Here is a 12,641-nt window from a genome sequence, read left to right on the forward strand (position 1 = left end):
GCTTTAATCTAGCAGCTTGAACTCCTGACGTTGCAAAATTTGTTGGATCTTTTCGGCGTACTTAGGATCGGTAGCGTAGCCGGCGTTTTGTAGCTGCTGAGCGAAAGCGTTGGCGTCACCGCCTTCGGCGAGCGCAGATTGATAACGCTGATTGCTTTTCAGTAAGCGGGCATAGTCGCTAAAGCTCTCTTGGATACTGCTGTACTTACGGAACTCCGCCTGTTCAGTTACGGGTTTTCCATCACGATACTCTACAGTACCGACTTGAACACTCGGTTCGCCCTTACGAGCTTTAATATTAAATAGATTGAAACTGCTATTGCCCGTCGAATCTTGAATAATATGTTGCCCCCAGCCTGTCTCTAGGGCCGCTTGCGCGATAATACCTTTAGCCTCGACACCAAGATAATTGGCAATTCGTTTTGCAGCCGGAGCCAGTTGCTCGATAAAATCTTGAATGCTGCTGGCAATCGATTGGGTTGAAACGCCATTTTGTAATTCCCGGGCTTTATTAGCACCGGCTTCAAAAAAGGCTCTACGAGCTTCAGCGGCTTCCGCCATCTTCACACGCATCGCATCTAGATCAACACCTTCGAAAGCCGAGCTGCTTGTAATAGCACGCCAATTAATATCCCCTGTTGGTGCAGTGCTACGATCAAGCATAGTATTGGCCAGCTTATCTTCAGGCTCGGTACTTTGCGAGTTCGTCTTGGAAAAATTGTATTGATTGTTCATCTGCTCAAAGAAAGCATCGGCCAGGCCCAAACCTCGACCGCTGCTCAAGGTTAGGCTCATCTGATCATCCAGCATGCCTTGATACATCGATGTTTCATTACTGTTTAAAAAATTATCTTTACCAAAAACCTCATTGGTTTGACGCATAGTTTTCAACATGGTTTGGATAAACATAGCCTCAAATTGCTGAGCTACCTTACGCAAGGATTCCGGATCTTTATCTCGCCCCGCCTGCTTAATATTGTTGAGAGAATTAAGATCATTGTAATTAACCCCGGCGTTCACCAAACTTGGACGTGATAAGGTATCTAGATTATTCATTAAATCACCACCAATTCTGCTTTTAAGGCACCGGATTGTTTTAAGGCTTCTAAAATTGCCATTAAATCACCAGGAGCCGCGCCGACTTTATTGACTGCACGAACAATATCTTCCAAAGAAGGACCTGGCGCGAACTTAAACATTGGGTTATCTTCTTGCTCGATGGCTACCTGGCTATCCGGAACGACCGCCGTGGTACCTGCTGCCAAGCCATTGGGCTGGCTGACCTCGACGCTTTCAGAAACAGTCACAGTTAGATTGCCATGAGTTACCGCAACGGGATCTACTTTTACGTGTTTACCCACAACGATGGTGCCAGTGCGTGAATTAATAATTACCTTGGCCGCCTCTTCACCTGGAGTAACTTCAAGATTTTCAAGCATCGATAAATAGCTAACACGCTGGGAAGGATTTATCGGGGCATCCACTTCTACCGAGGTAGAATCCATTGGGCGCGCTACACCAGGGCCTAAAGTGGTGTTGATAACATCGGCTACGCGTTTAGCGGTGGTAAAGTCCGAGCGTTTTAAATGAAACACTAAAGGCTGACCATTATTAAAATTACTGGGCACTTCTCGCTCGACGATTGCGCCACCTGGAATGCGGCCTGCTACCGGCACATTAACGGTAATACGAGATCCATCGGCACCTTCGGCGCCAAAACCACCGACAACAAGGTTACCTTGGGCCAAGGCATAGATGTTTCCATCAACACCTTTTAGCGGTGCCATCAACAAGCTGCCGCCACGAAGGCTATTTGCATTGCCTAAAGAAGAGACCGTAACATCAATAGTTTGACCGGCCTTGGAAAATGGAGGTAATTCGGCATGGATAGCCACCGCAGCAACATTTTTTAACGTTACACGCTCCCCTTCCGGTACCGTCACGCCAAATTGTTTCATCATGCTGAGAAAGGTTTGAGTAGTAAACGGAGTTTGATTGGTTTGATCACCCGTACCATCTAAACCAACCACCAACCCATAGCCAACTAGCTGGTTACTGCGTACTCCCGCCACCGAAGCCAGATCTTTAATACGATCTGCCATACTTAAAGTAGAGCTGAATAACAAAACTAATGCTAGGCCAATATGCTTCATAAAAATCATATCCACTGCCTTTAAAAGGGCCAGTATTCGCTGTTAAAGAAACGAGATAGCCAACCCATTCTAGAAGAATTCGCAACCGCACCTTCGCCGCTGTAGGTAATGCGTGCGTTGGCCAGTTTGGTAGAGGCAACGGTATTGTTCGGGGCGATATCATCCGGGCGTAAAATACCGCTGATACGAATATACTCATCACCTTGATTTAAGGTCATCCACTTCTCACCGCGTACGAGCAAATTGCCGTTACTCTGCACGCCCGAAACCGTTACCGTGATACTGCCATCTAGGCTGTTGTTTTGCTCAGCATCGCCATTACCGCTAAAGTTACGTTTGCCAATCAAATCGGTAAGCAGGCTGAGATTTGCCGCCGACACATTGCTGCCCAAGATAGTACCCACACCACCCTGAGCCTCTTGAATATCGATGGTGTTTTCCTTTTTGGTTACCAAGCTAGATGATTTTGTTGAAGTCGTCCGTTCAGACAAAATGATCTCGATAATGTCACCAATACGGTGGGCCTTACGATCGCTATATAGTGCCAAGCCGACGCCTTCACGATACAAAGAGCCAGAAGTGGGGGTTGGTAAAGGCGCTGGTACATCGTGAGCAGGCGCAAAGGCAGCCGCACCTGGCTCCGCTGGCGCTTGAATAACACAGGCTGCCAATGAGCCGCACAATAAGGCCACAGCGCTGAAGCGGAAAACTTTATTTACATTGAGCAATTTCATTGGCTTAACCATTATTCAAATTAAATATTCTGAGAAACGAACTGCAGCATTTGATCGGCAGTAGATACCACTTTTGAGTTCATTTCATAGACTCGCTGAGTGGTAATCATATTGACCATCTCTTCAACAATATCGACATTGGAATTCTCCAAAGCACCTTGCTGTAAAGAGCCCATACCGTTTTGCCCAGGAATCGAATTAATCGGATCACCACTGGCGGCCGTTTGGTAATACATATTGCTACCAATGGCCTGCAAACCTGCTGGGTTAACAAAATCTACAAGCTGAATATTCCCTAACTGCTGGCCGGTAACCTGGCCATCGGTATAAGCGGTAACGACACCATCAGTGCCAATCGTTACTCGATTGGTTCCCTCTGGAATAGTAATGGCAGGTTCAAGTAGCAAGCCGTTTACATCGGTTACTTGGCCGTCGCGATTAAGACTGAATTGGCCATTACGGGTGTATGCAATATCCCCATTGGGCTGAACTATCTGAAAGAAGCCTCGACCATTGATAGCGACATCTAAGGTTTGATCCGTCACTTGCATACTACCAACGGTAAACTCTTTACTGGTTCCGGCCACACGCACACCAGCTCCAAGCTGCAAACCCGAAGGTAGCTGGGTATCTACCGTAGACTGACCACCAGGTTGGCGCTGAATCTGATACATCAAATCTTCAAATACCGCTCGGTCACGTTTAAAACCAACGGTTGAAGCGTTTGACAGGTTATTTGAAATGGTTGTTAGCTGCTTATCTTGTGCGGCCAAACCGGTTTTACTGACATAAAGCGCTGCGTGCATATCGTTACCTTTTTCCTATTGCCTATTAGCTAAAGGCAATGCCGTACAAATTTGATTAAGAGCTCTGCAACAATCGCGCAGAAGCTTCTGAATTTTCTTTGACAGTTTTCATCATTTTCACCTGCACTTCGTACTGTCTTGCCAGGCTTAGAAGATCTGTAAACTCTTCAACGGGATTTACATTGCTTGCTTCTATATATCCCGACTGTAAACGCAGGTTTACGTCGGCATCACGTGTGGCACCATCAAGGCCACCTTCGCGCAAGCGAACTAAGCCATCTTCAAACTTCTCAAGTTCCTGATGATCAATGCTAACCATCTTGATGCGATCGATCTGAACCGGCTGATCGACACCCTGCCCTAACAGCACAGCTGAAATCGTGCCGTCGGAAGCAATTTCAATTTTTTCCGCCGGCGGAATCGCAATAAAACCACCATCACCCAACACTGGATGACCCGAGCTATTGCGTAAAATGCCGTTGATATCGATGCTAAGCGCACCATCGCGACTGTAGGCTTCGGTGCCATCTGGCGCACTGATGGCAAAAAAACCTTCGCCATTCATAGCGATATCGAGTTCGCGACCGGTATAGTCAATGGGACCGGGACGAAAGTCTGTTCCTGGGTTTTCGGTAAGAGAAAACACTCGACTGGGGTGACCTTCGCCGTAATAAACGGCCATGCTACGAGCTTGGGTGAAATCGGCACGAAAACCTTGTGTATTGGCATTAGCCAAGTTATTGGCGTGATTACTCTGTGCCAACATATTGTTCTTGGCGCCGCTCATGGCCGTAAAAAGGGCTCTATCCATTGCTATATCTCTGCTCTAGGGCATTTCTCGAAATCTTTGGCCGGCAATTACAAGCGTCACACAATCGACACTATCGCCGCATTTTTTCATTCAAGAAGTTAATTGCAATATGGATGCCAGAATTCTCCACGCTAGAATAAGCAGGAAAAAACCTATGAAATTCAAAGGGATAAAGAGCTACGCCGCAGGCATTTTTAAATTAGACTGCTAAGAAGAATGGATATATAGACAAGGAGAAAAACAGCGGCAAAGCCCCTAGGCAAAGCATTGCCGCCGCTACCTTTAACGTAGATTAATAATGGTCTGGGTGGTTTGGTTGGCCGTTTCAATGGTTTTAGCGTTTGCCTGATAGTTACGCTGGGCAATAATTAAATCCACTAATTCGGTCGATAAGTCCACATTCGAGTCTTCTAGCGCCGAGGCCTTAATGGAACCAAGACCACCACTTTTCGGAGAGGCGATACTCGGTACACCAGAATCAAAACTCTCTGCCCACATGGTATTACCCTGTGGCTGCAAGCCCTGATTATTAGTAAAGTTAGCCATCGCAACCTGCCCTAAGGCTTCTGATTCTTGGTTGCTGAATTGCGCAAAAATAATACCCTCATCACTGATAGTCACGCCGGTCAAACGACCTGTGGCAAAACCATCCTGATCTACAGACTTCACGGTGAATTTGTCGCCAAACTGGCTGGACTCACTCATATCAATGGTGAAGTTAGAGGTGGTCGAAGGCTTTGGCACTGGCGCTACCCCACCCTCTAGTACCGGTAAAGGCTTCAATGTACCGAGCTCCTGCCCCTGTGCGTCTAAGGGAGTCCAGTTGGAAATCAAAACGTCATCTGACAAGGCTGAGTTAAAATCACCATTCTCTTTGAAATGCAAATCGAATTCCGCACGAGTCGCCAGTTTATTATCAGGCGCCGCCAAAGAAGTATCCGGATCACCAACGTCTTTACCATCAATAGTAACGACCATTTTCCAGTGGTTTGGAGAACTGCCCGCCACTGCTGGGTCATAGTCCTGCTTGATAAAGTACTGGTTCATGGTGTGGGCGTTGCCCAAGCTATCAAAAACTTTAACCGCTGTTGTATGGTTATAGCTATCCGGGTCATTAGGATCAAAGGGGTTCAGCACAACCTCTTCAAAACTATTAGCATTAAATGGCTGGAACAAACCCAAGGCTGGAGGATTTAAGTTATCGACGGAATAACCATCTTCCAATTGGATGTCGATATTACCGCCCACAACAATTGAATTACCGGCCGCATTGGTTGCGGTAGCGATGGCAAGTCCACCGGCAGAATCAATTTCTAAAATTTGCTCTGGTGCATCTTCATTACCAATGACCTGAATGGACGTCTCATCGTCACCTGCCGTTAAGGCGAATTTTAAATCATGTCCTATGCTGGATTTAATCACCAGATCGCCAGCATCCATCTCAGCTGAAATACCGGAAAGCGAAGTATCGCTAAGATTATTAATCTGGGTCGCTAAACCTTCAAGGTCATCAGCATTTAGCGCAACACCATTTAACTCCAGTACCATATTGCCATTGGGGTTGTTAAAGTTGGTTGCCGTAATTTTAGCCTCTGTTGACGCCTTTGCCGTTACCCCGGCCAAAGCATTCAATTCTGCTGAGGTCGCTGCGGCGGTCGCACCCTGGGTACTTTGATAGGTGATTGTGCTGCCATCCGGCCCAGTTACATCAATGGACTGTTCTGGATAACCATTGTTTACTGCCGGCGTGCCGGAGTTATCCGTAAGCGGCAAGGTTAAACCCAGCTGGCCAACATTACCGTTACCATTATCAATAGTAACCTGCGATGGATCGCCGTCTCGTAGCGCTCTAAACTCGATATGGAAGTTACCGCCACCGTCGTTAACGGCTACCGCCTGCACATCGATAGCGGTTTGTGGTAAATCAGGAGAAGAGATTTGAGCATTAATAACATTCACTAAAGTGCGAACATCATTGTAATTATTAACGTTGTTTGGCAAACCTGCAGCGGAATTCAGATTAATGCTAACGGTACCATTATTACCGGAGTCGGCATTCGCCAAGGTGATATCGAAAGTCACATTATCGGTAGAGAAATCAAAACCACCACCAGGGAAGGCAGTACTGGCACCATCAGCCTGAGTTCGAGTCGGATTGCTTATACCCACTTGGGTAACCGCAACCGAATTGCCATCTGTTGAGAACTTTTTACCAATTCGCTCCAGCACCGGCTCATTTGCATCTAAGTTAACAGAGGAGTCTACAGAGCTTGTTTGTTGCGGTTGCTGCAAGCTTGCATCAATTTGCAAATTGCCCAAAATACCATTGGGTTTGCCGGTCTCATCAACATCAAAACCCTGCAACTTTGCTCCAGTATTACTGATAATATAACCTTCATTATCCAAGCCAAAGGTGCCTGCACGGGTATATAGCTGCTCGCCACCTTGATTAACAACAAAGAAACCATCACCACTAATCGCCATATCTAATACGTTGGAGGTCTCGTTAATACTCCCTTGGTTAAACTGCTGGGCGGCCGCCTGCAAACCCACACCTGAACCAGGACGATTCAAAGCTGAACCGAAAAGCTGATTGGAGTAAACATCCCCAAATTCCGCACGGGAGTTTTTAAAGCCAACGGTACTGGCATTGGCAATGTTATTACCAGTGATCGACAAATCAGAGTTTGCCGCACGAATACCACTTAAACCTATATTGAATGACGATGACATAATCTACTCCTGATTTTAAGTAGAGGCCTTCCTCTACTCGCCGCGGGACACTTATTGCCGCTGCGGCAAATTTTTTACTAAAAAATTTTATACCTACTGCGCTACACGATTACTGCTTTAGTGCTGCCCAGCTGTTTAGCACTCTTGTTAAATACGATTCAAAAATCGTGCCCAATTAGTAATTGAATTGCTCAACTTGATCAAACCCAACTGATCCCATACCCTTCAGATTCAGAGTAAGCTGGCTATTTGCTCCCATAGTGACACTGCTAACTTGTGCACTTAAAGAAGTATCAAATTGCTCGCTATTCCCACCACTGCTGCCAGCCACTCTAAAGCCGTATTCACCTGGAATTACGGTTTCGTTTTCCGATTGCCAATCCAATAGCTGTCCATTAAGTTCTAACTGCTTACCATCCCAACGGAAATTGTGCTCACCCGCCGGCAAGCTACCCAATGGAATTTGATCAACCGTTGCGCCCGCCTCATTACTAACAGTAAGGAAAACATCACTCGCCGCGTTTTGCATTTTGACCACACCAGACACAACACCACTAGGCGGCAACTGAGTTTCACTGGCCGGTACTGTGACATAACGGCCCACCAGCGAAGACGCTTGCAAGGCTTGATTCGATTGAAAGTTGGATTGAAAAGTATCAAAGCTGGTATTTAAGTTATCCAAGGATTCAACGCTACTAAACTGAGCCAGCTGAGCTACAAACTCACCGTTTTCAGTAGGGTTTAAGGGGCTTTGGTTTTTCAACTGGGCAACCATCAACTCTAAGAAAGCATCTTTGCCCAACTCATTATCGGCCTCTTTAGTGCCACCGGACTGAGCTGCCTGAGTCCCATTGCCTTGAATCAAGCCGCTGAGATAAGGATTGTCTTGAATACTGCCGTTCACCGTACTCATGTTAATTTCCTGCTATAAAACTTAGAGTTAAATTACTGGCCGAGGGTTAAGACGCGCTGAACCATTTGCTTAGCTGAATTCATCACTTCGACATTGACTTGAAACGAACGCGAAGCTGAAATCATATTACTCATCTCTTCAACGACATTAACGTTGGGGTAATACACATAACCTTCCTCATCAGATTCAGGGTGGTGAGGTTCATAACGGCGTTGCAATGGAGCATCGCTTTCTACTACACCTAGCACCTGCACACCCGCCGCTGCCGGCAAGCCGTCGTCCAAGGTGTCAAAATCTACATTCATGGCATCGCGATGAGCCGCAGCAAAGACTGGATGACGACCGCGATAAACCTGATCAATACTCGAACTCGCTGACTGCGCATTGGCAAGGTTACTGGCGGTAGTGTTTAAGCGAACACTCTGGGCGTTCATGCCGGAACCAGAAATGTTAAATACATTGTTTAGAGACATGATACTTCCCCTTACTCGCCACGGATGGCCGTCATCAGGCCTTTAAATTTGCTGTTTAAAAAGGTGAAACTACTTTGAAAGGCCAAAGAATTTTCCATATATTTAGCGTGCTCCACATGCGCCTCAACAGTATTACCATCAACTGAGGGGGCTAATGGGTTGCGATACATCAGCTCTTCTTCAGTGAATAAAGTCGCGCCGCCAGGGCGATGCATGTCATTATTCACATTCATTTCCAATCCACGACTTTGCAGCTGCTGCTGGTTTTGCAACATCGATTGGAAATCAAGATCTCTGGCCTTGTAGTTAGGGGTATCAGCATTGGCTAGGTTTTCAGCAATGACTTCTGCTCGCTGAGCGCGAATGCGAAGGGCCGAATCATGAATTCCTAAAGCGTTCTGAAAACTAATAGCCACGATAGATCTCCTGCTAAATAAGTTGTCCAATGGACGTTGCGTTAAACAAAGCAAGAGCTGGGCCAAAACAAAATAAAAATCTTAACCCATTGATTTATATAGGCTTTACTGAAATAACCACGCTATAAGAAAAACAAGATGGATAAACTGGAACAGCGCAAGGAGGCAAAGCGGCAAGCCATTGCCTCCGCTTTATCGTGAGAGGTATAAGCCTCTATTGAGGCTTTAAAAAATGAGCAGGGAATCGATCGGTTTATTAGACGCTCAGGGGCTTAGCTACATAGCAGATGCCAGGGCGGCAATTTATCATCTCATAGTAATCCTCTACCCCGCTGATACCTTCAGAGGCCCCCAAGAACAAAGTTCCAGAAGGGTTCAGGCAGGCGTGCAGGCGACGTAAAATATCCTGTTTCAATTCTTGATCAAAATAAATCAGCACATTTCGGCAAAAGATAATATCGAATTTACCCAAACCGCCGTAGCTACTCATTAAGTTAAGCGTTTGAAAACTAACTCGGCGACGAATATCACCATTGACCTGCCATGAGTCCTCACCCTGCTGAGTGAAGTATCGGTCTTTATATACCGGGCTTAAGCCTCGTGCCATGGCTAAGCCATCATATTTAGCGCTCGCAGCTTGATCTAGCATCGTGGGTGAAATATCGCTAGCAACAATCTCTACAGGCATTTGTAATGCTGGGGTTTCCTCGACCGTCATACTGATCGAATAGGCTTCCTGCCCTGAAGATGCCGCTGCCGACCAGATTCTAATGCGCCCTCGTGTGGCCATCTTGCGAGCCTGAACCTCTAGCAACAAACTGTCTTTTAGCAGCTCAAATGGATAGCTATCGCGCAACCAGTAGGTTTCATTAGTAGTCATTGCATCAACCACTTCGAGCCTAAGCTGCGGTGACAAGCTTGCCCTACTAATTAACTCTGAAAGGCTAGACAACTTATTGTGTTCGAGAATTTGCTTAACTCTCGTCTGCACCAAATATTGCTTGTTTTCAGCAAGGTGAATACCGCACTCGGTTTTCAGAAACTGCCTGAACCGTTCAAATTCGATCGCTTCTTCTGGTGCTATTGCCAATGCTACTTCCATCCCTATAAACCCTATGACTGCCGGCATCTTTGGCCATGCTCACAGAGCTCCGTATCACAGAGCTCTGAATTAGAAGGCCAATCAACCCTCTTCTACAACGCCTCCACGCGCTATAACCTGGGTGCTAATCCACTTGGCAAGCTCGTTAGGCTCAAATTTCGCCAAAAACTGGTTGGCACCGGATTTCTTAACTAATTCTTCATTCAAAACCCCACCCAATGAGCTGTGCAACAGGATCGGGATCTGACTATATCGCTCATCCCCTTTCGCCTTAGTTGCAAAGGTATAGCCATCCATACCTGGCATTTCGATATCACACACAACGGCATAAATTTCAGAGTTGAGGTTATGGCCCTCAGCAGATTGCTTATTGAGATAATCCAAAGCATCTTGACCATTAATAGCCTGGACTGAGTCGATGTTCATTTTATCGGCTACACGCTTGATCTGTTTACGCGCTACTGCCGAGTCATCAATGATCAGAAGCTTGCGCTCATGCGCTTCATGCATCACTTCATCAGGTACGACATCTTCCTCAATTTCCTCATCGACGGGATTGACCTCATCAAGGACTTTCTCTACATCCATAATCTCGACAAGCTTCTCGTCTATCTTTGCTACCGCCGTCAAGTAATTGTCCTCACCGACCCCCGCAGGAGCCTTTGACAGGTCGCTCCACTGAAGAGTCACAATGCGATCCACTGAATAAACCAAGAAGCCCTGAATCGATCGGCTGTATTCGGTAACGATCAAAAAACGATCATCAAAATCTGTAATTTCGCCCATCCCAGCGGCTTTAGCTAGATCAATAACTGGGATCGTCTGTCCGCGAATATGGGCACAGCCAGGAACACTATCGTCACTGTTCGGGATGCTGCTTAGTGACGGGCAAGGCAAAACCTCTTTTACCTTAAACACATTGATGCCATAAAGCTGATCACCTGTTAGCTTAAACAGCAGTACCTCAATAGTATTACCAACCGCACTGATTGCTTCTTTATAAGCCGCATTTGATCTTGTCATTTTTGATTCCTTCGGAAACTGTGAACCTGGTACCGGGTTAATTCTCGCCTCTCAGCCGCCTTAATTTTGGGCACACTTATTGCTTTGTATTCAATAAGCCGCCCCAAAAGGGCAAAAGTGTCAATTTTTCAGCGCTTGGCTTTGCGTGGCTGTGATACAGCGATTAGCAAAGTTAGCGGCGATCAAAAGCAACACTTTAATGTAATTATTCAATAGGGCTTCAACATGGCACAGAAACTACTGTTTAGATCCGCGCTATTATGCGCAGGCCTTTTGTTTTCCTGTGTGAGCGCGGCCCAGTCTGAATACAACACGTTATTGCAGCAGCAAACCAAACTCTATTTGGAGTCCCAATACGCCAACCTCTTAGATCAAGGCTATGAGCGGGTTGATGTTCGAGTAAACCAAGTGGATAAGCGCCTGCGTTTAACGCCTTGCTCTGATCCAATTAAGTTTGAACAAAACAACCCGAGTAAGCTGCGCAATCAGACCAGTGTCAGACTTAGCTGCGCAGCACCAAAGCCTTGGGCAATATTTATAAGTGCACGTATTTCAGCTTATGCCAAAATTCTTGTGGCTGCGCAGCCATTGGTCAGAGGGCAAATCATAGAAAAGGCCGATATTTCCTGGCAGAGCCAAAGCGTAAGCCCCAGTCAGACGCTATTACAAGAAGAACAGTTGATCGGCCAACAAATGAAGCGCTCTGTTCCACAGGGTGAAGCCTTAAGAGAGATTTATGTGACAGCACCCAAAGTCATTCGTCGCGGGGACAGCTTAATACTTGCAGCACGATTAGGCAGCGCCAGCGTCAGCACCTCAGCCACTGCAATGGCTGATGGTAAGATCGGCCAACATATCCGGGTTAGAAATAACCGTTCAGAACAAATAGTAAAGGCACGTGTCGTGGCCGCCGGTCGAGTGGAGGTTGTACTATAGGCTGAATAAGCACTTGGCGATTGCCAAAATAAAAAGTAAAAAAAGTTAAAAAAACACTAAAGATTACTTTTGAGCAGCCGACAACAAGGGTAAGGAAAACTCTCAGTAGAGCAACTGAGCCCTTTATGCAACATCTAAACGAGCGAAAAACACGATACTTATCAGAGGCTTACGATTATGGTCATCAATACCAACAACGGCTTTAACAATGCCAACCAGACCAATACAACACGCGAACGTAACGGCATCGAAAGTAATGCCAAAGCACCCAGCAGCAACGCTAAAGATGGTGCCACAGCCGCCAATATGGGCGACAAAGTTATGTTGAGCTCCGAAGCTAAATCATTCGGCAAGCTATCTGCTGCAGTTGCACAGGCGCCTGAAGTGGACAGCGAAAAGGTAGCCAATATTAAAAAAGCGATCGCTGAAGGAAAATTTGAAGTAAACCCAGAGCGCATTGCAGCAAAGATGCTGCAACAAGAAGACTTATTCAGCTAAAGCCAGAATAAGCAGCTCGTGTTTACTCGTTAAATCTGAGCCG

At 46.3% G+C, this 12,641-nt stretch carries 13 protein-coding genes; 2 read left to right on the plus strand and 11 right to left on the minus strand.

The window, feature by feature from the left end; translation table 11 throughout:
• Positions 1 to 3: 3 nt before the first annotated feature.
• The 11 genes from flgJ to Q1A41_RS10490 all read right to left on the minus strand — a co-directional run bounded on the left by flgJ (position 4) and on the right by Q1A41_RS10490 (position 11,164).
• The gene (gene flgJ / locus Q1A41_RS10440; RefSeq protein WP_299978237.1) at positions 4 to 1,056 is read right to left on the minus strand and encodes a flagellar assembly peptidoglycan hydrolase FlgJ; all 1,053 of its coding nucleotides are present in this window, start codon (positions 1,054 to 1,056) and stop codon (positions 4 to 6) included.
• The gene (locus Q1A41_RS10445) at positions 1,056 to 2,153 is read right to left on the minus strand and encodes a flagellar basal body P-ring protein FlgI (RefSeq protein WP_299978909.1); all 1,098 of its coding nucleotides are present in this window, start codon (positions 2,151 to 2,153) and stop codon (positions 1,056 to 1,058) included. Before Q1A41_RS10445 ends, flgJ begins: the two co-directional genes overlap by 1 nt.
• A 20-nt stretch (positions 2,154 to 2,173) precedes the next feature.
• Positions 2,174 to 2,887, minus strand: a complete 714-nt coding sequence (gene flgH / locus Q1A41_RS10450; protein WP_299978240.1) for a flagellar basal body L-ring protein FlgH — start codon at positions 2,885 to 2,887, stop codon at positions 2,174 to 2,176.
• 20 nt (positions 2,888 to 2,907) lie between these two features.
• Positions 2,908 to 3,693 (minus strand): flagellar basal-body rod protein FlgG, encoded by a 786-nt coding sequence (flgG, locus tag Q1A41_RS10455; protein ID WP_299978243.1) that lies wholly within the window; start codon positions 3,691 to 3,693, stop codon positions 2,908 to 2,910.
• 55 nt (positions 3,694 to 3,748) lie between these two features.
• On the minus strand, positions 3,749 to 4,504 hold the full coding sequence (locus Q1A41_RS10460; protein WP_299978246.1) for a flagellar basal body rod protein FlgF: 756 nt from the start codon (positions 4,502 to 4,504) through the stop codon (positions 3,749 to 3,751).
• Positions 4,505 to 4,786: 282 nt separating this feature from the next.
• On the minus strand, positions 4,787 to 7,237 hold the full coding sequence (locus Q1A41_RS10465; protein ID WP_299978248.1) for a flagellar hook-basal body complex protein: 2,451 nt from the start codon (positions 7,235 to 7,237) through the stop codon (positions 4,787 to 4,789).
• Between the two features lie 175 nt (positions 7,238 to 7,412).
• Positions 7,413 to 8,150 carry a flagellar hook assembly protein FlgD gene (locus Q1A41_RS10470; RefSeq protein WP_299978251.1) on the minus strand — a complete coding sequence of 246 codons (738 nt, stop codon included), beginning with the start codon at positions 8,148 to 8,150 and terminating at the stop codon, positions 7,413 to 7,415.
• A gap of 32 nt (positions 8,151 to 8,182) precedes the next feature.
• Entirely contained in the window at positions 8,183 to 8,623 is a 441-nt protein-coding gene (flgC, locus tag Q1A41_RS10475; RefSeq protein WP_299978254.1) for a flagellar basal body rod protein FlgC, read from the minus strand.
• An 11-nt stretch (positions 8,624 to 8,634) separates the two neighbouring features.
• Entirely contained in the window at positions 8,635 to 9,039 is a 405-nt protein-coding gene (flgB, locus tag Q1A41_RS10480; RefSeq protein ID WP_299978258.1) for a flagellar basal body rod protein FlgB, read from the minus strand.
• Between the two features lie 256 nt (positions 9,040 to 9,295).
• Positions 9,296 to 10,141: a protein-glutamate O-methyltransferase CheR gene (locus tag Q1A41_RS10485; RefSeq protein WP_299978260.1), complete on the minus strand. Its 846-nt coding sequence runs from the start codon at positions 10,139 to 10,141 to the stop codon at positions 9,296 to 9,298.
• An 81-nt stretch (positions 10,142 to 10,222) separates the two neighbouring features.
• The gene (locus tag Q1A41_RS10490; protein WP_299978263.1) at positions 10,223 to 11,164 is read right to left on the minus strand and encodes a chemotaxis protein; all 942 of its coding nucleotides are present in this window, start codon (positions 11,162 to 11,164) and stop codon (positions 10,223 to 10,225) included.
• Positions 11,165 to 11,389: 225 nt separating this feature from the next.
• On the opposite strand from Q1A41_RS10490, the gene flgA reads away from it, so the two are divergent.
• Both flgA and flgM read left to right on the plus strand, forming a co-directional pair.
• On the plus strand, positions 11,390 to 12,100 hold the full coding sequence (gene flgA / locus Q1A41_RS10495; RefSeq protein WP_299978266.1) for a flagellar basal body P-ring formation chaperone FlgA: 711 nt from the start codon (positions 11,390 to 11,392) through the stop codon (positions 12,098 to 12,100).
• Between the two features lie 177 nt (positions 12,101 to 12,277).
• Positions 12,278 to 12,598, plus strand: coding sequence for a flagellar biosynthesis anti-sigma factor FlgM (gene flgM / locus Q1A41_RS10500; RefSeq protein ID WP_299978269.1), 321 nt, complete (start codon positions 12,278 to 12,280; stop codon positions 12,596 to 12,598).
• Positions 12,599 to 12,641: the final 43 nt, after the last annotated feature.

The organism is uncultured Pseudoteredinibacter sp., from assembly GCF_947502065.1.
GTDB lineage: Bacteria > Pseudomonadota > Gammaproteobacteria > Pseudomonadales > Cellvibrionaceae > Pseudoteredinibacter.

Bases quoted from the DNA above. Each gene is read 5' to 3' on its own strand.
- flgJ (WP_299978237.1), bottom strand. From the start codon at position 1,056: ATGAATAATCTAGATACCTTATCACGTCCAAGTTTGGTGAACGCCGGG.
- Q1A41_RS10445 (WP_299978909.1), bottom strand. From the start codon at position 2,153: ATGAAGCATATTGGCCTAGCATTAGTTTTGTTATTCAGCTCTACTTTA.
- flgH (WP_299978240.1), bottom strand. From the start codon at position 2,887: ATGAAATTGCTCAATGTAAATAAAGTTTTCCGCTTCAGCGCTGTGGCC.
- flgG (WP_299978243.1), bottom strand. From the start codon at position 3,693: ATGCACGCAGCGCTTTATGTCAGTAAAACCGGTTTGGCCGCACAAGAT.
- Q1A41_RS10460 (WP_299978246.1), bottom strand. From the start codon at position 4,504: ATGGATAGAGCCCTTTTTACGGCCATGAGCGGCGCCAAGAACAATATG.
- Q1A41_RS10465 (WP_299978248.1), bottom strand. From the start codon at position 7,237: ATGTCATCGTCATTCAATATAGGTTTAAGTGGTATTCGTGCGGCAAAC.
- Q1A41_RS10470 (WP_299978251.1), bottom strand. From the start codon at position 8,150: ATGAGTACGGTGAACGGCAGTATTCAAGACAATCCTTATCTCAGCGGC.
- flgC (WP_299978254.1), bottom strand. From the start codon at position 8,623: ATGTCTCTAAACAATGTATTTAACATTTCTGGTTCCGGCATGAACGCC.
- Q1A41_RS10485 (WP_299978260.1), bottom strand. From the start codon at position 10,141: ATGGAAGTAGCATTGGCAATAGCACCAGAAGAAGCGATCGAATTTGAA.
- Q1A41_RS10490 (WP_299978263.1), bottom strand. From the start codon at position 11,164: ATGACAAGATCAAATGCGGCTTATAAAGAAGCAATCAGTGCGGTTGGT.
- flgA (WP_299978266.1), top strand. From the start codon at position 11,390: ATGGCACAGAAACTACTGTTTAGATCCGCGCTATTATGCGCAGGCCTT.
- flgM (WP_299978269.1), top strand. From the start codon at position 12,278: ATGGTCATCAATACCAACAACGGCTTTAACAATGCCAACCAGACCAAT.